Annotated in this window: 20 protein-coding genes; 8 read left to right on the forward strand and 12 right to left on the reverse strand. The window is 74.1% G+C overall.

All coding sequences use genetic code 11. The annotated features are described in order from the left end of the window. Window positions 1-272: 272 nt before the first annotated feature. The 3 genes from ACIQ9G_RS28905 to ppdK all read right to left on the reverse strand — a co-directional run bounded on the left by ACIQ9G_RS28905 (window position 273) and on the right by ppdK (window position 4,141). Window positions 273-878 (reverse strand): CBS domain-containing protein, encoded by a 606-nt coding sequence (locus ACIQ9G_RS28905; protein WP_403615209.1) that lies wholly within the window; start codon window positions 876-878, stop codon window positions 273-275. Window positions 879-955: 77 nt separating this feature from the next. Continuing rightward, window positions 956-1,339 (reverse strand): hypothetical protein, encoded by a 384-nt coding sequence (locus ACIQ9G_RS28910; RefSeq protein ID WP_403615212.1) that lies wholly within the window; start codon window positions 1,337-1,339, stop codon window positions 956-958. A 105-nt stretch (window positions 1,340-1,444) separates the two neighbouring features. Then, the gene (ppdK, locus tag ACIQ9G_RS28915) at window positions 1,445-4,141 is read right to left on the reverse strand and encodes a pyruvate, phosphate dikinase (RefSeq protein WP_403615214.1); all 2,697 of its coding nucleotides are present in this window, start codon (window positions 4,139-4,141) and stop codon (window positions 1,445-1,447) included. A gap of 242 nt (window positions 4,142-4,383) precedes the next feature. On the opposite strand from ppdK, the gene ACIQ9G_RS28920 reads away from it, so the two are divergent. The 5 genes from ACIQ9G_RS28920 (at window position 4,384) to ACIQ9G_RS28940 (ending at window position 10,215) form a co-directional block, all read left to right on the forward strand. Next, window positions 4,384-5,304: a universal stress protein gene (locus tag ACIQ9G_RS28920; RefSeq protein WP_403615217.1), complete on the forward strand. Its 921-nt coding sequence runs from the start codon at window positions 4,384-4,386 to the stop codon at window positions 5,302-5,304. A gap of 38 nt (window positions 5,305-5,342) precedes the next feature. After that, window positions 5,343-6,263 (forward strand): carbamate kinase, encoded by a 921-nt coding sequence (locus ACIQ9G_RS28925; protein WP_403615220.1) that lies wholly within the window; start codon window positions 5,343-5,345, stop codon window positions 6,261-6,263. 146 nt (window positions 6,264-6,409) lie between these two features. Then, on the forward strand, window positions 6,410-8,668 hold the full coding sequence (gene pflB, locus ACIQ9G_RS28930; protein ID WP_403615222.1) for a formate C-acetyltransferase: 2,259 nt from the start codon (window positions 6,410-6,412) through the stop codon (window positions 8,666-8,668). After that, complete coding sequence (gene pflA / locus ACIQ9G_RS28935) at window positions 8,665-9,411, forward strand: pyruvate formate-lyase-activating protein (RefSeq protein WP_403615224.1); 747 nt, start codon at window positions 8,665-8,667, stop codon at window positions 9,409-9,411. Before pflB ends, pflA begins: the two co-directional genes overlap by 4 nt. 63 nt (window positions 9,412-9,474) lie before the next feature. Further along, window positions 9,475-10,215: an SOS response-associated peptidase gene (locus ACIQ9G_RS28940; RefSeq protein WP_403615227.1), complete on the forward strand. Its 741-nt coding sequence runs from the start codon at window positions 9,475-9,477 to the stop codon at window positions 10,213-10,215. A 102-nt stretch (window positions 10,216-10,317) separates the two neighbouring features. On the opposite strand, the gene ACIQ9G_RS28945 is transcribed toward ACIQ9G_RS28940, so the two are convergent. Beyond that, window positions 10,318-10,737 carry a MarR family winged helix-turn-helix transcriptional regulator gene (locus ACIQ9G_RS28945; RefSeq protein WP_403615230.1) on the reverse strand — a complete coding sequence of 140 codons (420 nt, stop codon included), beginning with the start codon at window positions 10,735-10,737 and terminating at the stop codon, window positions 10,318-10,320. 61 nt (window positions 10,738-10,798) lie between these two features. On the opposite strand from ACIQ9G_RS28945, the gene ACIQ9G_RS28950 reads away from it, so the two are divergent. Together ACIQ9G_RS28950 and ACIQ9G_RS28955 are read left to right on the forward strand one after the other, a co-directional pair. Then, the gene (locus ACIQ9G_RS28950; RefSeq protein ID WP_403615233.1) at window positions 10,799-11,593 is read left to right on the forward strand and encodes an alpha/beta fold hydrolase; all 795 of its coding nucleotides are present in this window, start codon (window positions 10,799-10,801) and stop codon (window positions 11,591-11,593) included. A 117-nt stretch (window positions 11,594-11,710) separates the two neighbouring features. Then, entirely contained in the window at window positions 11,711-12,877 is a 1,167-nt protein-coding gene (locus ACIQ9G_RS28955; RefSeq protein WP_403615235.1) for an AI-2E family transporter, read from the forward strand. 40 nt (window positions 12,878-12,917) lie between these two features. Here ACIQ9G_RS28955 and ACIQ9G_RS28960 read toward each other — a convergent pair whose 3' ends face one another. The 7 genes from ACIQ9G_RS28960 to ACIQ9G_RS28990 all read right to left on the reverse strand — a co-directional run bounded on the left by ACIQ9G_RS28960 (window position 12,918) and on the right by ACIQ9G_RS28990 (window position 23,440). Further along, the gene (locus ACIQ9G_RS28960) at window positions 12,918-13,541 is read right to left on the reverse strand and encodes a hypothetical protein (RefSeq protein ID WP_403615238.1); all 624 of its coding nucleotides are present in this window, start codon (window positions 13,539-13,541) and stop codon (window positions 12,918-12,920) included. A gap of 191 nt (window positions 13,542-13,732) precedes the next feature. Next, entirely contained in the window at window positions 13,733-14,086 is a 354-nt protein-coding gene (locus ACIQ9G_RS28965) for a hypothetical protein (RefSeq protein ID WP_403615241.1), read from the reverse strand. Window positions 14,087-14,682: 596 nt separating this feature from the next. After that, complete coding sequence (locus ACIQ9G_RS28970; RefSeq protein WP_403615863.1) at window positions 14,683-17,052, reverse strand: S9 family peptidase; 2,370 nt, start codon at window positions 17,050-17,052, stop codon at window positions 14,683-14,685. A 401-nt stretch (window positions 17,053-17,453) separates the two neighbouring features. After that, a complete protein-coding gene (locus ACIQ9G_RS28975) occupies window positions 17,454-19,238 on the reverse strand; it encodes an N-acetylglutaminylglutamine amidotransferase (RefSeq protein ID WP_403615244.1) in 1,785 nt (594 codons plus the stop codon). A gap of 266 nt (window positions 19,239-19,504) precedes the next feature. Further along, the gene (locus ACIQ9G_RS28980; RefSeq protein ID WP_403615246.1) at window positions 19,505-20,737 is read right to left on the reverse strand and encodes a YbdK family carboxylate-amine ligase; all 1,233 of its coding nucleotides are present in this window, start codon (window positions 20,735-20,737) and stop codon (window positions 19,505-19,507) included. A gap of 219 nt (window positions 20,738-20,956) precedes the next feature. After that, the gene (locus ACIQ9G_RS28985) at window positions 20,957-21,397 is read right to left on the reverse strand and encodes a general stress protein (RefSeq protein WP_403615865.1); all 441 of its coding nucleotides are present in this window, start codon (window positions 21,395-21,397) and stop codon (window positions 20,957-20,959) included. Between the two features lie 300 nt (window positions 21,398-21,697). Next, window positions 21,698-23,440 carry a SpoIIE family protein phosphatase gene (locus ACIQ9G_RS28990; RefSeq protein ID WP_403615249.1) on the reverse strand — a complete coding sequence of 581 codons (1,743 nt, stop codon included), beginning with the start codon at window positions 23,438-23,440 and terminating at the stop codon, window positions 21,698-21,700. Between the two features lie 383 nt (window positions 23,441-23,823). Between ACIQ9G_RS28990 and ACIQ9G_RS28995 the strand changes: the two genes are divergently transcribed. Beyond that, window positions 23,824-24,300: an ATP-binding protein gene (locus ACIQ9G_RS28995; protein WP_403615251.1), complete on the forward strand. Its 477-nt coding sequence runs from the start codon at window positions 23,824-23,826 to the stop codon at window positions 24,298-24,300. 13 nt (window positions 24,301-24,313) lie between these two features. On the opposite strand, the gene ACIQ9G_RS29000 is transcribed toward ACIQ9G_RS28995, so the two are convergent. Then, entirely contained in the window at window positions 24,314-25,708 is a 1,395-nt protein-coding gene (locus ACIQ9G_RS29000; protein WP_403615254.1) for a hypothetical protein, read from the reverse strand. Between the last annotated feature and the right edge of the window lie 7 nt (window positions 25,709-25,715).

Genomic DNA, 25,715 nt, shown 5'->3' on the forward strand with positions numbered 1-25,715 from the left:
GGGAGCGGCACCGCGGGGGATCGGTACCACTCCCTGACTCCACTGTCCCGCCGGGGGCATTGCGGCCCCAGACACCGAAGGTCCCGTCCCGAGCCCGTCCGTCCCGGTCCCGGGGGACCGTCCGGCCCGGCCCCGGAGGCGTGCGCGCGGGCCGGGCCCGGAGAGGGGCGTACGCCCGCACGGCGGTCCGGGACACGGGCGTTCGGACTGGGCCTGTGGAGGGCGGGCGCCCGCGTGACGGTGCCCCGGAGACGGGCGTACGGGCCGGCCGGTCAGCAGTCGTCGACCCGGTACGACAGGTCGTTGACGACTCCGATGACGCCGTCCACCCGCCACGACAGGTGCAGGGCCAGCGCGATGTCGCTGCGCAGCTCCACCCGCCCGTCGAGGGTGACGACGCCGTCCCGGACGGAGACCGCGACCGCCTCCGACGCCAGCCCCAGCTCCCCGGCCACCACGTCGTCGGTGACCTGCCGGCGGATGTCGTCGTCCGTCCGCACGAATACCCTCAGCAGGTCGCGCCGGGTGGCGATGCCGATGAGGCGGTCCTCCTCGTCCACCACGGGCAGCCGCTCGATGCCGTGCCGCTCCATCACCCGGGCGGCGTCCGGGACCGGCTGCTCGGGGTGCACGGTGATCGCGGGCGTCGACATCAGGTCCTGCGCCGTGACCGCGCCCGGCGCCCGGCCGGTCCGGGCCGCCTCGCGCATGAGGTCGGTACCGGAGATGACGCCGAGCACCTTGTCGTCGTGGTCGACCACGGGCAGCCCGCTGATGCGGTTGTCGTCCAGCAGCCGGACCACTTCCTTGAACGGCGTTCTGCGGTCGGCGTGGACCACCTCACTGGTCATCACTTCGCCGACGGTCTGGGAAGTCACGGCAGGTTCTCCTCGAGCGGAAGGCAGAGAGGGAGGGGCACCCGCCCCTCCCCGCCCTGCCGAGTCGCGGTCACGACCTAGCGTTCCGGACCGCCGCGCCAGGGCGGCGGCGTGGCCGTCCTGCGGGCGGTGTCCGAGCGGTGGGCGGCCCGGTCCGTCCGGCTGCGCAGCCGGTCCTGCAGCCGGTCGGCCAGCTCCCGGGCGCTCGCCTCGCGGGCGCGGACGACCACCAGGTCGCTTCCCACCCGGATCTCGGCCCCGGCCGACCAGGGCTGCTCGGTGTGGGGCGCGGCCGCCCGCGCGATCCGCACCTCGCCGCTGACGGGCGGCAGTCCGGGACGGTCGAGGGCGGCGCCGACCTTCTCCCGGAGGTACGCGAGTGCCTGCTCGTCGACGTCGCCCTCGGCCCGCACCCGCACGGCGCCGGTGTCGTCGCCGGTGCCGAAGTCCCTGGCAGTCATGTTCTCCACTCCTTCTGCTCGTTCGGGCAGCGGCTCAAGACTGCTGCGTGTCCCCGCCCCGGCCCCAGGGCCGGCCGACCCGGGGGCCGGGGCCGGGAGTCCCGCTCACCTGGTGTCGCTCACCTCGGTTCCCTCCAGAGCGGCCCGGCCGGCCTCCAGACGCGCCACCGGCACCCGGAACGGCGAGCAGGAGACGTAGTCCAGACCGGCGGCGTGGAAGAAGTGCACGGACTCGGGGTCGCCGCCGTGCTCGCCGCAGACGCCGATCTTCAGGTCCGGCCGGGTGGCGCGGCCCTCCTCGACGGCTATCCGGACCAGGCGGCCCACGCCGTCGCGGTCGATCGTCTCGAACGGCGAGGCGGGGAAGACGCCCTTGTCGAGGTAGGCCGAGAAGAACGCGGCCTCCACGTCGTCGCGGGAGAAGCCCCAGGTGGTCTGGGTCAGGTCGTTGGTGCCGAAGGAGAAGAACTCCGCCTCCTCGGCGATCCGGCCCGCCGTGAGTGCCGCCCGGGGCAGTTCGATCATGGTGCCGACCGGGAAGCCGACCGCCACACCGGACTCCTCGGAGACCTCGGCCAGCACCCGCGTCACGTCCTCGCGCACCAGCCGCAGCTCCGTGACATCCCCGACCAGCGGGACCATGATCTCCGCCCGGGGGTCGCCGCCGGCCCGGGTGCGGGCCACCACGGCCTCGGCGACGGCGCGCACCTGCATGGCGACCAGTCCGGGCACCACCAGGCCCAGGCGCACGCCCCGCAGGCCCAGCATCGGGTTCTCCTCGTGCATCCGGTTCACCGCGTCGAGCAGTTCGGCGTCGTGCGGGTCGGGCCGGTCGCCGCGCGCCTCGGCCGCCGCGATACGGGTGGCCAGCTCGGTGCGGTCGGGCAGGAACTCGTGCAGCGGCGGGTCCAGCAGCCGGATGGTGACCGGCAGGCCGTCCATCGCCTCCAGGATCCCGGCGAAGTCCTGCCGCTGGAGCGGCAGCAGAGCCTGAAGCGCGCGGTCCCGCTCGGCGTCCGAGGCGGCCAGGATCATCTCCTCGACCAGCTTGCGGCGCTCGCCCAGGAACATGTGCTCGGTGCGGCACAGGCCGATGCCGCGGGCCCCGAACCGCCGCGCCCGGGCGGCGTCCTCGGGTGTGTCGGCGTTGGCCCGCACCTCCAGCCGGCTGACGGTGTCGGCGCGGTCCAGGGCGCGGGCGACCGCGTCGACCACCGGCGCCGAGGCCTCGTCCACGGCACCGTCCTCCAGGTAACGGATGACCGCGGAGTCGACCAGGGGCACCGTGCCCAGGTACACCGCGCCGGCGGAGCCGTCCACCGAGAGCACCGTGCCCTCCTCGACGACGGTGCCGTCCCGGGTGGTCAGACGCCGGGCCCCGGTGTCGACGGCGAGTTCCTCCGCGCCGCACACGCACACCTTGCCCATGCCGCGGGCGACGACCGCCGCGTGACTGGTCTTGCCGCCCCGGCTGGTGAGCACCGCCTGCGCGGCGACCATGCCGGGCAGGTCGTCCGGGGTGGTCTCCTGCCGCACCAGGACCACCCTGTCACCGGCCGCGGCCCGCCGTACCGCCTCGGCGGAGTCGAAGACGGCCGCGCCGACCGCCGCGCCGGGCGAGGCCGCGATGCCGTGGGCGAGCGGCTCACCGGTCGCGGTGGAGTCGAAGCGCGGGAACATCAGCCGGGCCAGTTCCTCGCCGCTCACCCGTGCCAGGGCCTCGTCGGCGCTGACGAGCCCCTCGTCGGTCAGCTCGGCGGCGATGGCGAAGGCGGCCTCGGCGGTGCGCTTGCCCACCCGGGTCTGCAGCATCCACAGGGTGCCGCGTTCGATGGTGAACTCGATGTCGCACAGGTCCCGGTAGTGCCGCTCCAGCGTCTCCATGTGGTCGCGCAGTTGTGCGTACGACCGCGGGTCCAGGCGTTCCAGATCGGCCAGGGAGACGGTGTTGCGGATGCCCGAGACGACGTCCTCGCCCTGGGCGTTCTGCAGGTAGTCGCCGTAGAGGCCGGGGCGTCCGGTGGCCGGGTCGCGGGTGAAGGCGACGCCGCTGCCGGAGTCGGGGCCGAGGTTGCCGAAGACCATGCGCTGCACGTTGACCGCGGTGCCGAGGTCGTCGGGGATGTGCTCGCGCCGCCGGTACAGCCGGGCCCGCTCGGCGTTCCAGGACCGGAAGACGGCGAGGATCGCCCGGCGCAGCTGCTCGGCGGGGGACTGCGGGAAGTACTCGCCCGTCTCCAGGTGGATCAGGTTCTTGTACGTCTCCACCAGCTGGGCCAGGTCGACGGCGTCGAGGTGCACGTCGTCGGGAGCGCCGCGCAGGTCCTTCAGCAGGGCGAGGGCCTGCTCGAACAGGGCGCCGTCCACCCCCATGACCGTGCTGCCGAACATCTGCACGAGACGGCGGTAGGAGTCCCAGGCGAAGCGCTCGTTCCCGGAGACCTTCGCCAGGCCCAGCACCGAGTCGTCGTTGAGGCCGATGTCGAGGATGGTCTCCATCATGCCCGGCATGGAGAACCGTGCTCCGGAGCGCACCGACAGCAGCAGCGGGTCGTCCGGCTGCCCGAGCCGCCGCCCGGCCGCGCTCTCCACGGCCGCCAGGTGTTCGGAGACCTCGCGCGCCATGCCCTCGGGTTCGGCCCCGGTGGCGAGGAAGACCCGGCACGCGTCGGTGGTGAGGGTGAAACCCGGGGGGACGGGCAGCCCCAGCCGCGTCATCTCGGCCAGGTTCGAGCCCTTGCCGCCGAGCAGGCCGGCCTGGTCACGGCCGCCCTCCGTGAAGTCGTACACGTAACGGACCATGACGCTGCGCTCCTCAGCTCTGCGGGCCCTGTCCGTTCCAGCGTCTGCCGGGCCGCCGGGACCGGGGAGGTGCCGGGTGTCCCGGGCGGGGGGCCGGTCGGCCCCGGCCGGGGGCGCGGGCTGCCCGCCGGCCGGGACCAAAGGACCCAGGGGAGGACTGTGCGGCCCTTGGGCGCGAGCCGCCTCGCGCCGCAGGCTCGGTACACAGGAGGGCCCACGGGCCCGGACCCGGGAGGGGCGTCATGCTTCGGAACGTCACGGCGGGGATCGACGGATCCCCCGAAAGTCTGGCGGCCGCGCACTGGGCGGCCCAGGAGGCCCTGCGCCGGGGCGCCGGGCTCAACCTCGTGCACGCCTGGTTCCCGCACCCCCGCCCGGCGCCGTACGTGCCCCTGGGCACCAGCGAACGCGGATGGGCCGAGGTGGTGCTGAAGGAGGCCGTGCACAGCGTGCACGCCGCGCATCCCGGGCTGGAGATCACCCGGCGCCTGGTGCGCGACACCCCGGTCTCCGCGCTGCTCGAGGCGGCCGGTGAGGCGGAGCTGCTGGTGCTCGGCTCGCTCGGGCTCGGCAGCGTGGTGGGCTTCGTGACCGGCTCGGTCTCCCATCGCGTGGTGGGACGCGCCCCCTGTCCGGTGGTGCTGGTGCGGGCCGGGCAGAGCGCCGCCGCCGAGCACCTGCCGGCCGTCGACGGGGTCGCCCCGGAGGAGATCCCGCAGACGCCGTTCCGCGCGGTCGTCCTCGGCCTGGACATCGCCCACCCCTGCGACGAACTGCTCGAGTTCGCCTTCGACGCCGCCCGGCGGCGCGACACCGGCCTGCGCGTCGTGCACGTCTTCAGGGCGCCTCCGCCCGCCGGTCCCGGCCCGGGCCCCGGCGCCGCGCAGGCCCCGGCGGCCGGGCACGAGGTGCTCGCGGCCGAGGAGCGTGCCGTCACCGCGGTGCTGCGTCCCTGGTGCGAGAAGTTCCCCGGCGTCCCGGTGACCCGGACCGTCGTCGAAGGACGGGCCGGAGCGGAGCTGGTGCGCGCCGCCGCCGGCGCCGGTCTGGTGGTGGTGGGGCGCCGCGACGGCGGCGGCCGCCTCGGCGCCCACACCGGGGCCGTCGCGCACGCGGTACTGCACCACGTGGCCGCCCCGGTGGCCGTGGTCCCGCACGTCTGAGCCACCCGCCCCCCCAAGCACCAGAAGGACCGAGATCCATGCGCATCGTCATCGCCCTCGGCGGCAACGCCCTGCTGCTGAGCGGCGACCGTCCGGACGGGGACGTCCAGCGGGCGAACGTCATCCGGGTGGCCACCGCGATCGCCCCCCTGGCCCACGAGCACGACCTCGTGGTCACCCACGGCAACGGGCCGCAGATCGGCCTGCTCGCCGAGGAGAGCACGGTCGACCCCGAGCTGTCCGCCCCGTATCCGCTGGATCTGCTCACCGCCCAGACCCAGGGCATGATCGGCTCCCTGCTGGCCCGTGCCCTGCACGACGCGCTGCCCGGACACCGGGTCGCCGCGCTCGTCACGCACACCGTGGTGCGCGGCGACGACCGGGCGTTCGCCCGGCCGAGCATGCCCATCGGCCCGTCCTACCCGCGCGAACTGGCCCATGCCTTCGCCCGGTTCCGCGGCTGGCACATCGCCGAGGACGGCCACGGCGGCTGGCACCGGGTCGTCCCCTCACCGTCCCCCGAGCGGATCCTGGAGACGGAGACGGTCCAGGAGCTGCTCGGCAGCGGCACCCTGGTCGTCTGCTCGGGCGGCGGAGGCGTCTGCGTGACCGGCGACCGGGGCGTCCTGGGCGGCACCGACGCCGTCGTCGACAAGGATCTGGCCGCCGCGCGGCTCGCCCAGGACCTCAAGGCCGACTTCCTGCTGATCCTCACCGACGTGCCGAACGTCTACGCGGACTTCGGCACGCCCGGCCAGCGGCCCGTCCTCGACGCCACGCCCGGGCAGTTGCGGGCCGGCCACTACGCCGACGACACGATGGGGCCCAAGGCCGAGGCGGCGGCCCGCTTCGTGGCGGCCACCGGAGCCCTCGCCGCGATCGGCGCCCTCGACGCCGCCTACGAGATCGTGCACGGCAGGTCGGGCACGCTGGTCCGCCCCGACCTGGCCGTCGGCTGACCGGCGGGCGGGCCCCCGTACGGGCCGAAGGTCCCCCGCGGCAGGGGCCGTTGGGGGCGGCACGCGGCGCTGTTGGGCACTCCCGGTGATCGGCGCGGACGACGAGGATCGACGGTGAGACAAGCGCTCAGGGAGAGGACCCCGTGATGACCGCGACGGTGACAGCCGGCCCCCGTACCGCCGAGGCCTGGCGGCACTTCGCCGGGACCGAGTGGCGCGCACGCGTCGACGTCCGCGACTTCGTCCAGGCCAACTACACGCCGTACGAGGGCGGTCCGGAGTTCCTGGCCGGCCCCACCGAGCGCACCCTGGCCGTCTGGGGGAAGGTCAGCGCGCTGTTCCCCGAGGAGCGCCGCAAGGGTGTCCTCGACGTCGACGCCGCCACCCCGTCGACCATCACCTCGCACGCCCCCGGCTGGATCGACCGGGACCGGGAGCTGATCGTCGGCCTGCAGACCGACGCCCCGCTGAAGCGGGCGATCATGCCCAACGGCGGCCTGCGCATGGTGGAGAACAGCCTGAAGGCGTACGGGTACGAGCCCGCCCCCTTCGTCACCGAGGTGTTCGGCATGTACCGCAAGACGCACAACGACGGCGTCTTCGACGCCTACACCCCGGCGATGCGGGCCGCCCGCAAGGCGGGGATCATCACCGGCCTGCCGGACGCCTACGGCCGCGGCCGGATCATCGGCGACTACCGGCGCGTCGCGCTGTACGGCACCGACCGGCTGATCGAGGCCAAGCGCGCCGAACGTGCCCTGCTGGACGCCCGCCCCTCCACCGAGCACGTCATCCGCGACCGCGAGGAACTCGCCGAGCAGATAAGGGCGTTGGGCGAGCTCGCGCAGATGGCGGCCTCCTACGGCTGCGACGTCACCCGCCCCGCCGCCACCGCGCGCGAGGCGGTGCAGTGGCTGTACCTCGGCTATCTCGCCGCCGTGAAGGAGCAGAACGGCGCCGCGATGTCGCTGGGCCGTACCTCGACGTTCCTCGACGTCTACCTCCGGCGCGACCTGGCGGAGGGCGTCCTCGACGAGAGCCGCGCCCAGGAACTGATCGACGACTTCGTCATCAAGCTGCGCATCGTGCGGTTCCTGCGCACGCCCGAGTACGACGCCCTGTTCTCCGGCGACCCCACCTGGGTGACGGAGTCCATCGGCTGCATCGGCGCCGACGGCCGCACCCTGGTCACCCGCACCTCCTTCCGCTTCCTGCAGACCCTGTACAACCTGGGACCGGCCCCCGAGCCCAACCTGACCGTGCTGTGGTCGCCCCGACTGCCCGCCGGGTTCAAGGAGTTCTGCGCGCGGGTCTCCATCGACACCAGCGCCGTCCAGTACGAGTCGGACGACCTGACGCGCCCGCGGACCGGCGACGACACCGCGATCGCCTGCTGTGTCTCGGCCATGGCGGTCGGCCGGCAGATGCAGTTCTTCGGCGCCCGGGTCAACCTCGCCAAGGCCCTGCTCTACGCGGTCAACGGCGGCCGCGATGAGATGACGGGGGATCAGGTCGCGCCCGCCATGCCGCCGTTGACGGGGGAGTACCTGGACTACGAGGAACTCTCGGCGGCGTACGACCGCGTGCTGGACTGGCTGGCCGAGACCTACGTCGACGCGCTCAACGTCATCCACTACATGCACGACAAGTACGCCTACGAGCGCATCGAGATGGCCCTGCACGACCACCCGGTGCACCGCTTCATGGCCTGCGGCATCGCCGGCCTGTCGGTAGCCGCGGACAGCCTGTCCGCCGTCCGGCACGCCCGGGTCAGGGTGATCCGGGACGAGACCGGGCTCGCCGTCGACTACGCCGTCGAGGGGGAGTACCCGGCGTACGGCAACAACGACGACCGCGCCGACCGGCTCGCCGTCGGCCTGGTCGAGTCGTTCATGGCGAAGGTGCGCCGGCACCCCACCTACCGGGACGCCGAGCACACCCAGTCCGTGCTGACCATCACCTCCAACGTGGTCTACGGCAGGCACACCGGCAACACCCCCGACGGCCGCCGCGCCGGGCAGCCCTTCGCCCCCGGCGCCAACCCGATGAACGGCCGCGACCGGCACGGGGTCGCCGCCTCGGCGCTGTCGGTGGCGAAGCTGCCGTACGAGCAGGCCCGGGACGGGATCTCGCTGACCACGACGATCACCCCCGAGGGACTGGGGCACGTGCCCGCCGAGCGCGCGGGCCATCTGGCCGGCATCCTCGACGCCTACATGTCGGCGGGCGGCTTCCACATGAACGTCAACGTGCTGGACCGGGCCACCCTGGAGGACGCGATGGAGCACCCGGAGCGGTACCCCGAGCTGACCATCCGGGTCTCCGGCTACGCCGTCAACTTCGTCCGCCTGACCCGGGAGCAGCAGCTCGACGTGATCAGCCGCACCTTCCACGGATCGCTGTGACCGCCGTGCCCGGCGCGCTCACCGGCCGGATCCACTCCTGGGACCTGTCCACCGGCGTGGACGGTCCCGGGACCCGGTTCGTGCTCTTCGTCAGCGGCTGCCCGCTGCGCTGCCTGTACTGCGCCAATCCCGACACCTGGCACATGCGGGACGGGCGCCGGGCCACGGTCGACGAGGTGATGGCCGAGATCGGCGGGTACCGCGACTTCGTCACCACCGCGGGCGGAGGGGTCACCCTCACCGGCGGGGAACCGCTGCTCCAGCCGGCCTTCACCGGGGCGGTCCTGCGCCGCTGCAAGGAGGAGGGACTGCACACGGCCCTCGACACCTCCGGACTCCTCGGGGCGCGGGCCACGGACGGGATGCTCGCCGACACCGATCTGGTGCTGCTGGACGTCAAGTCCTTCGACGTGGCCACCTACCGCAGACTCACCGGCGGCGCGCTGTCCCCGACCCTGAACTTCGCCACCCGCCTGGACCGGCTCGGCGTCCGCACCTGGATCCGCTACGTCCTGGTCCCCGGCTGGACGGACGACCCGGAGGCGGTCGACGGCCTCGCCCGTTTCGTGGCCGGCCTGGACAGCGTCGAACGGGTCGACGTACTGCCCTTCCACAAGCTCGGGGCGGCCAAGTACGAGGCCCTCGGCATCCCCTTCCCGCTGCGCGACAACCCGGTCCCGGACCCGGCGATGACCGAGCGGGTCCGGCGTCGGTTCCACGAGCGGGGCGTGGCCGCCCACTGACCGGTACGCCCGCCCGGCGGGGCGTCCCGTACGGCGGGGGCGCTCCCGTGGCACCCTGGCGGCATGTGCGGCCGCTACGCTTCCACCCGCCGTCCCGAGGACCTGGTCCAGCACTTCGGGGTCACCGAGTGGCGCCCCGAGGAGACGCTCGCGCCGAGCTGGAACGTGGCCCCGACGGACGAGGTCTGGGCCGTCCTGGAGCGCGCCCCGCGCGAGGACGGCGACGGGCGGGCCCGCCGGGAGCTGCGCCCGCTGCGCTGGGGGCTGGTGCCCTCCTGGGCGAAGGACGTGAAGACCGGCGCGCGGATGATCAACGCGCGGGTGGAGACCGTGCACGAGAAGCCCGCCTTCCGCCGCGCCTTCCGCCGGCACCGCTGTCTGCTGCCCGCCGACGGCTTCTACGAGTGGGAGCGGATCGAGGCTCCGGACACCGGCAGGGTGCGCAAGCAGCCGTACTACATCCACCCCGAGGACGGGGGGCTCATGGCGTTCGCCGGGCTGTACGAGTACTGGCGCGACCCGGCGGTCGCGCGGGACGACGACCCCGCCGCCTGGTTGGTGACCTGCACCATCATCACCACCGAGGCCACCGACGCGGCCGGCCGCGTCCATCCCCGGATGCCGCTCGCCCTCAGCCCGGACCACTACGACGCCTGGCTCGACCCGCGGCACGAGGACGTCGCCGGGCTGCGCGAGCTGCTCGGCCCGCCGGCGGGCGGGCACCTGGACGCCCGGCCCGTCTCCACGGCCGTCAACAACGTGCGCAACAACGGCCCGGAACTCGTGGCGGAGCAGACCCCGTAGCGCCGCTCGATCCCCCGCGGCGGACGCCGTGGCGCCGCTCATCCCACCGGAGCGGACGCCGTGGCGCCGCTCATCCCACCGGAGCGGGCGCCGTGGCGGCGCTCATCCCTCCACGTCGGCCGTGAGGCGCCGCAGCAGACCGAGCAGGTCGGCGCGCTCCCGTCCGGACAGGGCGGCGAAGCACGAGGCGAGCACCTCGTCGGCGATCCGGTGACCCGCGGCCAGGACGTTCTCGCCCTGGGGCGTGAGGTGGTGCTCGATGCGGCGGCCGCGACCCGGACTGCGCTCCACCAGTCCCTGGGCCGTCAGCCGGCCGGCCAGGGTCCCGAAGGCCTGCTCGCTCTGGAAGGTCGCCCCGGCCAGCTCGCGGGCGGAGGCCCCCGGACTGCCGCCGATCGCCCGCAGCGCGTCCCACTGGGCGAGCGTCGTCCCGGCGGCCGACAGGGCGCCGTCGAGCGCCCGGTGCTGCCGGTACTGGGCCAGCTTGACCGCTCTTCCGAGTGCTTGCAGGTCACCATGCATGTGCGGAGTCTACGTCATGACCAAGCTAGCTTATATAAGCATGTTTAGTTAGGGTGGCGTCATGCCCACAGACCACACGGCGGACGTCTGCGCCGACCTGTCCCTCACCCTGTCCGAAGCCGGCGCGGGACGGCCCGTGCTCGTCCTGCACGGCGGCGGGGGCCGCGCCACCGTCGCCGGCCTCGCCGCCCGCCTCTCCCGGACCGCCCACACCCTCACCCCCGTCCACCCCGGCTGGGACGGCACCCCGCGCCCCGACTGGCTCACCGGCGCCGACGACCTCGCCCTCGCCTATCTGCACCTGCTGCACGACCGCCGCCTGGCCGACGTCCTGGTCGTCGGCTCCTCTTTCGGCGGCTGGATCGCCGCCGAAATGGCCGTGCGCGACACGGCGGGCCTCATCACAGGCCTGGTCCTCGTCGACGCCGTCGGCGTGCACGTCCCGTCCGAACCGATCACCGACGTCTTCGCCCTCGATCCCCGCGCCCTCGCCGAGCACTCCTGGCACGACCCCGACCGGTACCACGTCGACCCCGCCGGTATCCCGGCCGGTCAAGTCGCCGTCCGGCAGGCCAACATGGCCACCCTGCGCACCCTCGCCGGCGACCCCTACATGCACGACCCCAAGCTGCTGCGCCGGCTCGGCCGGGTCGACCGGCCCGCCCTGCTGCTGTGGGGGGAGAGCGACCGCGTCGTGACCCCCGCGTACGGAGCGGCGTACGCCCGCGCCTTCGGAGACGGCCGGCTGGAGGTCGTCCCGGAGGCCGGGCACCTGCCGCAGATCGAGCGGCCCGACGCCACCTTCGCCCTGGTCGACGCCCACCTGCGGTACACGGGCACCCGCGCCTACCGATGACCGTCCGGCGCTCGCCCACCCGGACGCGTCGCGTCGCGCCACCCACCCGGCTTGTGCTTACCGTGCTCTAGAAGTGACGTGACGTGAGGTGGCTGTCGGCCGGCAACGGGAGGCGTGGTGACGGATGCGGGCGGCCCGGCGGCCGGGCGGGGCCGGACGCGCCGCCCCGGCGGAGCGGTGCTGGGCAGCCGGCCCGCGCACGCCGTGCGGATCGGACCGCGCACCCGCCCGGTCACCTCGGCGGCAGAGTTCACGGTGCCCTGGCTGCGGATCGCCGCCGCCTACGCCTGGCGCCTCCTTCTCGTCGGTGTCGTCGTCTACGGCGTCTTCACCGTCCTCGGCCGCTTCCAGCTCGTCGCCGTGGCCCTGTTCCTCGCCCTCGTCATCACCTCGGTCCTGCGCCCCCTGGCCGACCTGCTGAACCGCCGGCTGCCGAGATCGCTGAGCGTCGCCGTCGCCCTCGTCGGCAGCATGCTGGTCCTGTTCGCCGTGCTCGCCCTGGTCGGCAACGCGGTGGCGGGCGAGTCGGCCCGGCTGACCGGAGAGTTCCGCGGCGGCGTGCGCCAGATCGAACGGTGGCTCCAGCGCCCGCCGTTCCGGCTCGGCCCCGGCACGCTCTCCGAGCTCCAGCGCCAGCTCCTGTCCTACCTCTCCACCCACCGGGGCAGACTGCTCAGCAGCGCCGTCAGCGGATTCGGCCGGGTCGTCGAAGTGATCACCGGCGGCGCGCTCGCCCTCTTCGCCTCCGTCTTCTTCATCCACTCCGGCGAGGGCCTGTGGGCCTGGGGGCGCGACCAGCTGCTGCCCGCCCCCGCCCGCCAGGCCTGGGACCGGGCCGGGCGCGCGGCCTGGGGGACGTTCGCCGGGTACACGCGCGGCATCATCATCGTGGCCGCCACCAACGCCGTACTCGTCGGCGTCGCGCTGTTCGTGCTGCGGGTGCCGCTCGCACTGCCGCTGACACTGCTGGAGTTCTTCGCCACGTTCATCCCGCTGGTCGGCTCCCCGGTGGCGCTCGGGGTGGCCACGGTGGTCGCCCTCGCCGGGCGCGGCCCGCTCACGGCCGCGGCCGTGCTCGTGCTCATCGTGGTCATCGGCCAGCTGGAAGGGCACGTGCTGCATCCGCTGGTGATGAGCTGGGCGGTCCGGCTCCATCCGCTCGTCGTCGCCGTCGCCGTCATCGCGGGCAGTATCGTCGCGGGCGTCATCGGCGCCGTCGTCGCCGTCCCGTTCGTCTCGGTCGTCTGGGCCGTGCTGCGCGCCCTGCGCTCCGTGCCGCCGTGAGCCTTCGCCGCCCCGGCGGCCGCGGCGCGCGGGGGCCGGCTCAGGACGGGGTGACGGACTGGTTCGCGAGGGCCCGGGTGCGGTAGGCGCCCGGGTAGCGCCGGGTGAACTTGATCGCCCAGACCAGCAGGACCACGGGGAGGACCCAGTTGAGCCAGTCGTCCGCGGACGGGACACGCAGGGCCAGCCAGCTCAGGAGGGCCATGGCGGCGAACACCGCTCCCCAGGTCGCGGTGAGGACGATGTTGATGTGCCGGAAGATGGGGGACTGCCACAGGTGAGGCGGTGTGCTCTGCCGGGCGTACTGCGCGGTGAACGGGTCGAAGAACAGCGAGGCGAGGGCGACCAGGGCCACCACGCCGTTGGAGATGACCTGCGCGTACTCCTCCAGCCCGTAGAGCTGTTGCCGGTCGAGGGCGAGCGCGAGCACCGCCAGCACGGCGAAGAAGGCGATGCCCGTCATGTCGAGGAGGTAGAAGCGGCCACTGGCGAAATCCCGGCCGGACAGGCCGATCGCGGCGACCAGCGCGGCCAGGGCCGCGTACTCCCAGGTGCTGGGACTGGCGACGACGCCGAAGATGATCCAGGGGGCGAACGAGTAGAAGACGCTGCTCGTGCCGACGGTCCTCTGTGACGCCGCCTCAGTCGTGGCCTGCCGTTCCATGGCATCCCTCCGGACCTGGGCGCTCCGGTTGGTGGCGGAAGGTGTACGCCCGCGAGTGTGGCGGATTCTGTAGGCCTGGCAGATTTTGACACCTTGTCACCATGTGCCGCGGGAGCTGTCGAGCCCTGACGTGCCGCGGTGTGCGGCTCCGGTGGAGGAGCCGCACACCGTGACTTCAGTGGGGGAGGGGGTCAGTGGCCTCCGTGGCCTCCGTGGCCGTACCCGCCGTGGCCGTACCCGCCGTGGCCGTACCCACCGTGGTTGTACCCGCCGTGGTGGTAGTACCCGTAGTCGTGGTCGTAGTCGTACCAGTAGTAGTAGTGGTGGTGGTGGTGGCGGTAGTAGTAGCAGTCGTCGTCGTCCCACCACCAGTTGTTCCAGTAACCGCAGTAGCGGTTGTAGTGGTTGGAGTAGCTGGAGTGGTGGATGCTGTGGCTCTGGGGGGTGGCCGAAGCGGTTCCGGCCGTGCCGATCGCGGCGCCACCGGCCATCAGAACGCCGGCCGCCGAGACCGCGAAGAGACGCTTCACGCGCTGTGCTCGCATGGGAATACCTTTCTGTCCATCGACTCGCGCGAAGTGCGGGCGCGAGGTGGATGGCCGCCACCGCCCTCTGGGAAAAGTGCGGCGCGGTCGTAGGCGTCGCCGCATGTCTGTTGTGAAGAAGCACGTCTCGGCTTCCGACGCCGCCGTGCCGGCCACGGACGGATCCGTGGGCTGACGCTGCGACCACGGCCCCCGTTGGAGGACCTGCCGGACGGGGCGTGCCCCCGTTGCGGCTCTCACTTACAGACGCTAACCGCCCGTCGACGAGTCGGCATCTCGAGCGGACGATCCGGACAACACCCGCGCCCCCGGCCGGAATCGTCCGGCCGGAATTGCCCCCTGAGGCCAATTTCCGGGCGGGCTCAGGGCAGTTCGACGATCGGGCGAGGTCGGTGACCGGGAGTGGTGGGTCCGACTCGCAGCGTGTCCGCGGCGCCGACGGCGTCATCGCACGGAGTGCGAACCCCGGCCGTGGGACCGGCCCGGAGCCCCGTGCGCCACCCGGACGGAGCAGAAGGCAGGCCTCCCCTCGCGGTCCCCTCCCGCCGTCCGCCCGGATGCCACCGGCCGCTCGGACGCCGCCGCCTGAGGCGGCGCTAGCCGATGTGCCGCTCCATCCAGTCGGCGGCGGTCCTGCGGAACAGACGGCGGTTGTCGGCGCGCCGGAAGTCGTGGCCCTCCTCGCGCAGGACCAGGATCTCCGCCTCCAGGCCGCGCTCCCAGGCCGCCCGGACGAACTGTTCGGACTCGCCCGGCGGCACGTTGGTGTCGTGCTCGCCGTGCACGGCGAGCACCGGGACGCGCAGCGCGTCCACCCGGCTCATCGGCGACAGGGCGCGCAGCAGGTCGCGGTCGCGGTCCGGATGCCCGTACTTGTGGGCGGCCGACTCGGCGATCCACGGCTCGGTGCCCGCGAAGAAGGTCGCGAAGTCCGAGATCCCGCAGACCGCGACACCGGTGCGGAACAGGTCCGGATGCCACACCAGCGACGCCATCGTGAGGTAGCCCCCGTACGAGCGTCCCATCACGGCCAGCCGGCGCGGATCGGCGAGGCCCGCCAGGACCACGTGGGCCGCGCAGTCGGCCACGTCGTCGAGGGCGGCGAACCGCCCCGTGCCCAGGTCCGCGTCGACGAAGGAGCGGCCGTGCCCCGAGGAGCCGCGCACGTCCGGGGCGAAGATGTCCAGCCCCCGGCCCAGCAACTCGTGGTAGAGCGGGTGGAACTCCGGGCGCTCCTGCTCCTCGGGGCCGCCGTGCAGATGCACCACGCACGGCGCCGGCTCGCCGGGCGAGCGGCCCGGCGCCCGGTAGTACCAGCCGCCGAGCGTCAGCCCGTCCCGGGCGAGCGGATGCACCGGCACCGGCCGCACCGGCGGCCGGTGCCCGGGGACCGTGTCCCGGTCGGCGGCCGACCACGGGGTGCGCAGCGCGGCGCCCTGGGGCAGCCACCACACGCCGGGACGGCGCTGCGAACCGGAGAGGGCCACGACCGGGGCGGCCGGGTCGGCCAGGGCGGCCACCCGGGTGACCACCTCGTGCGGCAGCTTCACGGCGCGCGACGGGCCCACCGTCGCGCCGGGCACCGCGCTCCCGCCGGGACGCGGCGGTGAGGGGGGCGCTTCCACCGCCGTGTCCTCGGGGGCCCCGTTACGCCCGTCCTGAGCGCCGGGGGAGCGCAGCGCGGTGACCTCCAGTTCGCTGACGCCCCGTACGTTCCAGCACAGCACGGCGCCCCGGCCGTTGCGGTCCAGCTCGAGCAACTCCAGATCGCAGTGGTCGCGTTGCGCCACCACGGCCAGGTCCACCCGCCGCCCCTGCGCGTCGAGCCGGACCGCGTAGAGGGCCGCGTACTCCCGGCGGTGGTCGCTGCGCAGCCAGAGGGTACGGCCGTCCGGCGAGAAGCCGCCGATCCAGGGATCGCCGTCGGCGACCCGCTGCGTGCAGGTCACCCGCAGGTCGCGGACCCGGACCACGAGCGCCTCGCGGTTGCCTCGCGGACCCCGGCGCACCAACGCGAGCCGGCCGTCCCGGCTCAGGTCGCACACGCGCAGGGTGGCGGCGCCGCGTTCGCTGGCCAGCAGCACCGGGGCGGACAGGCCCTCCGGGTCGATCAGGTAGGCCGACAGCGTCTTGGGCGGCGCCGTCTCGGGGGAGACGATCCGCTCGCCCCCCGGGGAGACGAGACCGTCGACGGCCGGGCCGCGCGGCGTGGCGAGGGCGCCGACGAGCAGCCCCGGGGTCGGCGCCTCGTTGTACGCGGGGGCCTGCGGATCGCCCCGGTGGGTGGGGGCCGGGGTGTCCGCGGCGAGATGGGCGGTGCGAGGGTGGGCGATCCCGGGGTGGGTGCCGCCGGGGTGCGCGATGCCGGGGTGCGTGGGGTGAGGGGTGGTGCCGGGGTGACCGGCGCCGGGATGCGCGATGCCGGGGTGCGGGACGCCGGGGCCGGTGGCGCCGTGGTGGGCCGTGCCGGAGGTGTCCCGCTCGCCCGCCGGCTCGCCGGGAACGTGGGACTCGGCGACGGTCACGGCGACGGCCGAGCCGTCGTGCTGCCAGCAGCCCAGATGCGCCGAGCTTCCCGGCTCACCGCCGCCCAGGAGGCGCCGGCCGGTGCCGTCGGGGCGTACGCACAGCACCCGGGTGAGCTCTCCGCCGCCCGGCGCCGTGGTGTAGGCGATCCACCGGCCGTCGGGGGACCAGGAGACCTCGGTCACCGGGTCCGGGTTGGCGTCCAGCAGGTGCACCTCGTCACCGTCGACGGGCCCGGACCACAGCTGCGGCACACCGCCCCGGTCGCAGATGAACGCGACGTGCCGGCCGCCGGGGTCCACCGAGGGATACCAGCAGCCGTGCGCCGTGAGGACCGTGGGCACCTCGTGCGGCGCCGCCGTGTCCGGCAGCGGTACGGCCACCGGCGCGGCCCGCGCGACACCCGCCGCCGCACCACCGGACAGCTCCGTGGCCCACATGTCCCGCGTCGGCCCCAGCGTGTCGGCGTCCGGGCCCGTCCGCGCCGCTCCCGGCGTGTCCGCGCTCCGAGCGGCACCGGCCGGCGAGCCGGTGCGGGCGTGCGTCGTTCCCGGCGTGTCCTCGACGGCGGCGACCGGCGCCGACCCGGGCGGGTCCGCGCCCTCGGCCTCCCGTGACGCACCCGGCGCGGCGGCCTTCGCGTCGCGGTCCAGGCCGTGGTCGTGGTTGTCGCCGTTGCCGTTGCCGTTGCCGTCGGTGTCGGTGTCGGTGTCGGTGTCGGCGGCGCGGGCGCCCGCGCCCGTCGCGCCGCCCTGCTCGGTGATCCTGGGATCGATCGGGGGGCCTCCCGTGTCGGCCGGTTCCGGGCCGGGCGGGGACGGGTGCGGCGCCGGCGCGCCGGTCAGCGGATTCCGTGCGTCTGAAGCCATATCTCCAGCAAAGCTACCTGCCACAGGGTGTTCGCCCCGCGCTTGGTGCGGTGTGCGTTGGGGGCGGCGAGGAGTTCGGCGACGTAGTCCTGGCGGAAGACGCCCCGTGCCGTGGCCTCCGGGGCGGTGAGCGCCTCGCGGACCCGGTGCAGCACCGGCCCGGCCATGTGCTTGATCGCCGGGACCGGGAAGTAACCCTTGGGCCGGTCGACGACCTCCCGCGGCAGGACCTTGCGGCCCGCGGCCTTCAGTACGCCCTTGCCGCCGTCGGCGAGCTTGAGCTCGGGCGGGCAGGCCGCGGCCAGCTCGACGAGCTCGTGGTCGAGGAACGGCACCCGGGCCTCCAGGCCCCAGTCCATCGTCATGTTGTCGACCCGCTTGACCGGGTCGTCGACCATCATCACATGCGTGTCCAGCCGCAGATCCGCGTCCAGGGCGGTCTCCGCCCCCGGCGCCGCCATGTGCGCGCGGACGAAGTCGCCGGAGACGTCCTGGCCGGGCAGCACGGCGGGTTCGAGTATGTGGGCGAGGTCGGCGTGCGGCCGGTCGAAGTAGGTGTCGACGTACGCCTCGGCCGCCCGCTGCCGGGACACCCCCGCCATGGCCGGATACCAGTGGTAGCCCGCGAAGACCTCGTCGGCGCCCTGACCGCTCTGCACGACCTTGACCTCCTTGGCCACCTGCTCGGACAGCAGGTGGAAGGCCACCACGTCGTGGCTGATCATGGGTTCGCTCATCGCGAGGACCGCCCCGTCCAGCGCCCGGGAGACCCGGTCGGAGGGGACCATCAGCTGGTGGTGGTCGGTGCCGAAGTGCCGCGCCACCAGGTCCGAGTAGTGGAACTCGTCGCCCTCCTCGCCCCCTTCGGACTCGAAGCCCACGCTGAAGGTGGCCAGGTCGGTCTGCCCCTCGTCGGCCAGCAGCGCCACGATCAGGCTGGAGTCCAGGCCGCCCGAGAGCAGCACCCCCACCGGCACGTCGGCGACCATCCGGCGGCGGACGGCCGTGCGTAGGGAGTCCAGCACCGCGTCCGTCCAGTCCTCCGCGCCGAGCCCGGCGTACTCCGCGCGCCGGGTGTACTCCGGCTGCCAGTAGCAGTGGTCGGTGCGGGAGCCGTCCGGCTCGATGACGCGGACGGTGGCCGGCGGCAGTTTGCGCACGCCGTTGAGGATGGTGTGCGGGGCCGCCACGGTGGCGTGCCAGCTGAGGTACTGGTGCAGCGCGACCGGGTCGAGCGAGGTGTCCACGCCGCCGCCGGCCAGCAGCGCGGGCAGCGACGAGGCGAACCGCAGCCGTTCCGGCGTCTCGGCCAGGTAGAGCGGCTTGATGCCGAGCCGGTCCCGGGCCAGGACCACCCGCCCGCTGTCCTGCTCGAAGATCGCGATGGCGAACATGCCGTAGAAGCGCTCGACGAAGGACGTGCCCCACTCCTGGTACGCCTTGAGGACCACCTCGGTGTCCGAGCCGGAGAAGAACCGGTGGCCGAGGGCGGTCAGTTCGTTGCGCAGCTCGCGGTAGTTGTACACGCAGCCGTTGAAGACGCCGGCGATCCGCGCCCGCGGGTCGGCCATGGGCTGCGCGCCGCTGTCCGAGAGATCGATGATCTTCAGTCGGCGGTGGCCGAGCGCGACCGGGCCCTGTGACCACAGCCCGCGCCCGTCGGGCCCGCGGGGAGCGAGCCGGTCGGTCATCCGCTCGACCGCTGCCAGGTCGGGCGTGTCGCCGTCGAAGCGGACCTCGCCGCTGAGCCCGCACATCAGGCGGACCTCCCTTCCGAGAACTCCTCGAACGCCGTCGGCGGCACGGTTCCGCCCCGGGAGGCGCGTCTGCGACCGGGGACGGCGGCCCGTGCGTCGGCCGAGGGCGCGGGCCCGGGGGAGGCCTCGGAGGCGGAATCGGCGGATGCGGTGGACGAGGCGGGAGTGGCGGAGGCTGCGGGAGCGGTGAGGTAGGACATGGTGTCGACGACTCTCCTTGGATCTGCGTCGGGTGCCCTGGGCACCCCGTGCGAGGCGGCGAAGGGTCAGGCGCCCGTGCCCCAGCCGACCGGGCGTGTCCGTGCCTGTGTCTGTCCTTGCGGCTTCGCCTGGGCCTGTGCCCGGATGCGTGCCGGTGCGGGACCAGGCCTCCGCGTCGGCGCGCCCGCTCGCGGCGCGGCCGCGCCGCGACCGGGCGCGCCGCGCGTCTCGGCGACCATCAGGTCCACGCTGGCGAGCAGGTCGTCTGCCTCGGCGGCGCGCCGCAGCCGGTGCGCCGCGCTGCCCTCGGCCAGAGCGCGGTCCAGCAGCTCGTGCACGGTCTCCCAGTCGCCGGATGCCTCCAGCGCGGGCCGCAGCCGGGCCAGCATCCCGAGCAGGGCGACCCGGGCCGGTACGGCGCGGCGCGTGGCCGGGTCCACGAGGGGCCCCTCCAGGCCGGAGCGCGCGGCGCGCCAGGAGGCGGCGCGCAGCCAGTCGTGGCGCCCGTCGCACTCCGGGCCGTCCGTGCGGGCCAGCCGCTCGCAGGCGTCGCGCACCAGGGCGCGGAACAGCCCGGCGACCAGCACGACTGTCTCCACCCGGGGGCAGGCGTCGCAGATCCGCAGCTCCAGCGTGTGCTGATGCGCCGAGGGGCGCACGTCGTGGTAGACCATCCCGGCGTCGCTGATCACGCCCGAGCGGATCAGTTCCTCCAGCGCCGCGTCGTAGCTGTCCGCGTCGGCGTGGCAGCCGGCCGGGCCCGCGGTGGGCCAGCGCTGCCACAGCATGGTCCGCCAGCTCGCGTACCCGGTGTCGGAGCCGAGCCAGAACGGCGAACTGGCCGACAGCGCCAGCAGCGGCGGCAGCCACGGCGAGACCAGGCACATGGCCCGTACGGCGGTGTCCCGGTCGGGCACGTCGACGTGCACCTGCGCGCTGCAGATGAGCTGTTCGTCGGCGACCCGGCGGTACTCCTCGACCATGTGCCGGTAGCGCGGATCGGCGGTGATCTCCCGGGAGGTCACCCGGGCCAGCGGGACGGTGCCCGCCGCCACCACCGCCAGGCCCAGCGAGGAGGCCGCCGCGTCGAGCCGCCGCCGTGCCCCGGCCAGGTCCGCGTACAGGTCGTCCAGCGTGCCGTGCACCCCGCTGTTGCTCTCCACGACCGACTGCTGCAACTCGGTGGTGAATCCCTGCCCGTTCAGGCGGTCGAGTACGGCCGGTGCCCGTGGGACCAGTCGGCCGCTCTCCACATCCAGTACGTGGAACTCTTCCTCTGCCCCGATGCGCAACGTCACGATCTCCCCTAGCCCTTTTGATCTGTCCGGACGCCGCGCGCGAAGCGGCCCGGCCGCGTACGCGGACCGGTGAGGCCACGTGCGCGGCGCCCGGAGTGTCCGAGTGCCCTTCTGCCACGATCACAAGCCTCGGGCTCACATCTGGCGACTCACCGGCATCAGATGAGCGACGCCGACCGGGCGGCGTCGCCGGGCCCGGGACCGGCCTGCGCGGCACCCTCAGGACTGGCGCCAGGCGAGTTTGACGAGCAGGTTCCTGGCGTCTGCGGCCACCTCGGGATCGGCCACGACGTCGTAGCGGGAGGCCACGATCTGGCTGCGGGAGGTGAAGTCGCGCCGGCCTCCGGTGAACGCGTGGCCGATGAAGCCGAAGACCGCGCCGAAGACGGCACCGTAGGCGAGGCCGCTGAGCAGCAGCACGACGGCGTTGTGGGTGCCCGCCGCGAACAGGGAGAGCAGCAGGCCGATCAGCAGCCCGAACCAGGCTCCGGACCCCGCTCCGGCCAGGGCGGCGCGGCCCCGGGTGAGGCGGCCGAGCACGGTCTCGACCATCCGCAGGTCGGAGCCGATGATCGCGGTGTGTTCCACCGGGAAGCCGTTGTCCGACAGGAAGTCCACCGCCCGCTGGGCTCCCTCGTAGGTCGGATAGGAGCCGACCACCGGGCGGTCGGAGGGAGGGGGCGGCCGCCCGGCCGCGGAGGGCCCGGTCGCTGGGAGGGGCTCGGTCGTCGGGGAGGGCTGGTCACCACCGGCCGGGGGCGGCTGCCCGCTTCCCGGGGGCGGCTGCCCGCCCACCGGGGGCCGGTCGCTGGTCGGGGACGGTTCCTCGCTCATCGGCACGCTCCGTGATCGAGTCGAGTGCACCGGGCCGGCACGCCGGCGTGCTGGTGCCCTACGGACCTCCGGGTTTCCCCCGGGGCCCGCGGGAAACGGAAGCGGCCCCGCCGGGGAGGGGGGCGGTCACACCTGAGCGGGGGTCCGCAGCGCGAGTATCGCGACGTCGTCGTCGTTGTCCACTGGGCGCACCCGCACGAGCAACTGGTCGGTGAAGAACTCCAGAGGATGGTGGCTGAGGGAGGCGGCGTGCCGGCGCAGCCGGTCGAGTCCGTCGTCGATGAGCCGGCGCGGCGCCTCGACCAGACCGTCCGTGTAGAGCACCAGGGTGGAGCCGGGCGGCAGGACCGCCGACGCGTCCACGCGGGGCCGGTTCACCCGGGTGCCGAGGAGCAGTCCGTGACCTTGGGTGAGATAGCGGCTCTGGCCGTCCTGAGTGATCAGCAGGGGCGGCGGGTGCCCGGCGTTCGTCCAGGACAGCTCCCACTGCCCGCCGGTGAGCGGGCTGATCCGCGCGAAGATCATGGTGGCCATGCTGACCTCGCTGAGGTGCTGGGTCGCGTGGTCCAGCCACTCCACGATCATGCTCGGCAGCCGCTGCTCCGACCAGGCGTAGGCGCGCAGCATGTTGCGCAGCTGGGCCATGCCGGCCGCCGCGTCCAGATCGTGTCCGACGACGTCGCCGATGGCCAGGGCCGTGGCCCCGTCGCTCAGGACGAACGCGTCGTACCAGTCCCCGCCGACCTGCGAGGCGTCCGGGGCGGGCAGGTACCGGGCGGTCATCTCCAGATGTTCCACGGGCGGCAGCTGGGGCAGCAGGTGGCGCTGCATCGTCTCGGCGACCTTGCGCTGACGCTGGTAGAGGCGGGCGTTCTCCAGGGCGAGACCGGCCCGGCGCGTGATGTCCTCCAGCAGGGGCAGATCCGCGACGGTGAACGGCTCGGGCCGCCGCGACCGGCCCAGCGTCAGCGCGCCCAGGACCTCGCGCAGGCTGCTGATCGGCGCGATGACCGCCGAGTGCATACCGGTGGTGTCGAACAGCCGGCGCTGTTCGACCGCGATGCCGGAGTCCGCTTCGCCCTCGTAGGTCTCCGGGCCCACCACCGTGGACGCCGCCCCGCGCAGCGCCCGCGACAGCGGCATCGACGACTGCTCGGGCAGCGGCGGCATCGGCCCCTGGAGGTCCTCCCTGGTCACCAGGGAGCCGTCGTCCGCCTGGACCACCAGGGATCGCCAGACCTCGTCGCTCTCGGCGAGCAGGTCGATGATCGCCCAGTCCGCCAGCCGGGGCACCACCAGGCGCACCAGCCGGTGCAGGGCCTCGTCCACGTCCAGGGTCGAGGTGAGCTGCGTGGTGGTCTCCGCGAGCAGGGCCAGCCGCTCCAGCTCCGAGAGCGTCTCCGTGGCCGGCCCGATCTCCGGGACCGCCCCGAACAGGTCCTCCTCCAGCACCGGATGGAAGATCACCAGCGTGCCCTGACGCCCGTCCCCGAACTGGTACGGAGTGATCAGCCAGGAGATCGTCAGCAGCGACCCGTCGCCCCGCTCGAACCAGTCCTGCCTGGCCTGCGCGGTGCGGCCGGCCAGAAACGCCGGGCGCATCGCGCATCGGGACCGCGGCAGTTGCTCCCCGAACCGGCTGCGGTGCAGCAGGTCGTGCGCGTCCTGGCCGAGGAGCCCGGCGGCCGGGCGCCCCAGCAGCTCCTGGGCCCGGGCGTTCACGGCGACGACGCACCCCTGCTCGTCGACCACGTACGCCCCGGCGCCGATCGCGTTCAGCGGCCCCGTGAGACCGGCAGGCTCGGCCGCGGCCCCGGTCGAGGCCGGGTGGGGCTGGTCGACGGCCCCGGTGGCCTTCGCACCCGTCACTTCGCGCCTCCTCGTCCTGGATGGAGGCTCCCTGGCCGCCGTTGGTGCCGGAACCCCGCGTTCCGCACGTCTGTGCGACACTACTGGGCCTCCTAGGAGTGTCCCGCGAACGGGGATTCCATTCTCCTCCGACTTCCCGGCAGATCCCCGCCGACTTTCCCGTCGGGTGCCTTTCGGCCTTCCCACGGGTGTCGTCCGGCCTCCCCGCGGATATTTTCCAGGTGACGGCCGGAAGGGGCGACCGGCCTTCGCCCCCGTGTATCCGGCCCCGGCGACCCGTCCCGGCCGATCGGCCGGATGGCCGATCGGCGGACGGAAGTGCGTACCCGCCGTGGCTGCGGGTACCTGCGAAGTCTGTGTTCGCGGCAGTGAAGGCGGTGCGTATGGAACCCTTTTCGTCGGACGGCTGCACGCCGCCGGACCCCGAGGGCCTGCGGACTTCGGCGGCCCTCGGGGGCGGCGGGGCGTGCATCGCCGAAGCACGTCACCTCGCGGCGGAGTTCCTGAGCGGCGTACGCGCGGGTCACGGTCTGCCGGTCTCGACGCGGGCCGAGGAGGTCACCCAGCTGGTGGTCAGCGAGCTGGTCACCAATGCCCGCAAGTACGCGGCCGGTCCCGTCATGCTGGAGTTGCGGATCGCGGGGGACGACGTCGAGGTGGTGGTCGCGGACAGTGACCCGCGGCTGCCGGTGGCCTGTGCCGCGGATCCGGAGCGGATCGGCCGGCACGGGCTGGAGATCGTACGCGCAGTCAGCGAGGGATTCGCCGTGCGGCGCGGAAGCTCCGGCAAGCGCATCTCGGCCAGGGTCGCCCTCCACGAGGGCCCGCACGCCCACCCGGCCGGACGGCGCTCCGCGTGAGCGCCCCGCCCCGTCACCAGCCCGTCAGCAGCAGATGGTTGACGAGCAGGGCGACCAGCGCCTGGACGGCGAGCCAGACGCGGGGGCGGGGCAGCAGCGCGCAGGCCGGAAGCAGCCACATCGCGAACGGCAGCCAGATGCGCTCCGTCTCCGCCTTGCTCATGCCGGACAGGTCCGCAACCAGGAGGGCGAGCAGCGCGCAGAGGACGAGCAGGGCCAGGCGCGCCTCGGCCGCCCCGGCCCCGCCGTCCCCTTTCTCCGGTTCCTCCGGCGCCGGAGGAACCCGCCCCCCGGCCCGCCGGCGGAACAGCGCGGTACCGGCCCGGCCCAGTCCGGCCACGGTGGCGAGGCCGACGACGAAGACGGTGCACGCGAGATTGGCCCACACCCAGTAGCCGTAGGGCCGCGTCCCGCCCACCCCCTGGTAGTAGCGCGTGACCAGCAGCCGGTACGCCTCCCACCAGTCGAACCCGGCGACGGTGAACAGCGCGGGCACCACGGCGAGGCCGGCGAGCAGGAACGGAAGAGCGCCGGTCCGGGCGCCGGGACGGCGGCCGCCGAGCAGCAGCACACCCGCGGCGATCAGCGCGAACAGGGTGAGGCCGTAGGAGAGGTAGCAGGTCAGACCGAACAGCAGCCCCGCGCCGAAGGCGGCGGCCCGCCGACCGGGCGCCGGTCCGCCCGTCACCGCCAGGGCCAGCAGCGCCACGGACCACGCGGCCACGGCGGCGAAGTAGCCGTCCGCGGAGGCGCCCACCCACACCGCGGCCGGCGCGAGCGCCAGGAACGGCGCCGCCCGGCGCGCCAGTCCGTCCCCCGCCAGGGCCCGCACCGCCACCAGCACGGCCACGCTCGCCGTAGCCCCGACGGTGATGCACCAGGCACCGGCCCAGCCGCCGCCGCGCAGGCCGATCCGGTCGAGCAGGACGAAGGTGAGCGTCGCCCCCGGCGGATGGCCGGCGATGTGGGCGGGCCAGGGGGACGGCGACCCGGCCACGATGTGGTGGGTGAAGTCCCGCAGCGTGGCCGGGATGTCCTGGAAGCGGCCGACGACCCGCAGGTACTCGTTGGGTGTGGTCAGCCGCACGGCCACGCCCCGGTGCCAGCCGTCGACCAGGGCGAGCGACCAGGTCCAGGCCATGGCGGTGGCCCAGGTGGCGGCGAGAAGGGCCCGCCATGGCAGCCGTGCCGCGAGCGCGGGCCCGTACGCCACCACGGCGACCGCCACCAGCACGGCGGCCGGTGTGCCCGGCCCGACGTGGGGGTCCCAGTCGGCGAACAGCGGAGGCCAGTGGAGGAACAGCGTGTGGCGGGTGGACTGGATGTGGCGGCCGACCAGGACGGCCGCCACCACCAGCAGGGTGGCGGCCACGGCGGCGCACAGGTCGCGCGGGAGAGGGCGGGTCACACCGGCA

The sequence above is a fragment of the Streptomyces sp. NPDC096152 genome (assembly GCF_044763235.1).
In the GTDB taxonomy this organism is placed as follows: domain Bacteria; phylum Actinomycetota; class Actinomycetes; order Streptomycetales; family Streptomycetaceae; genus Streptomyces.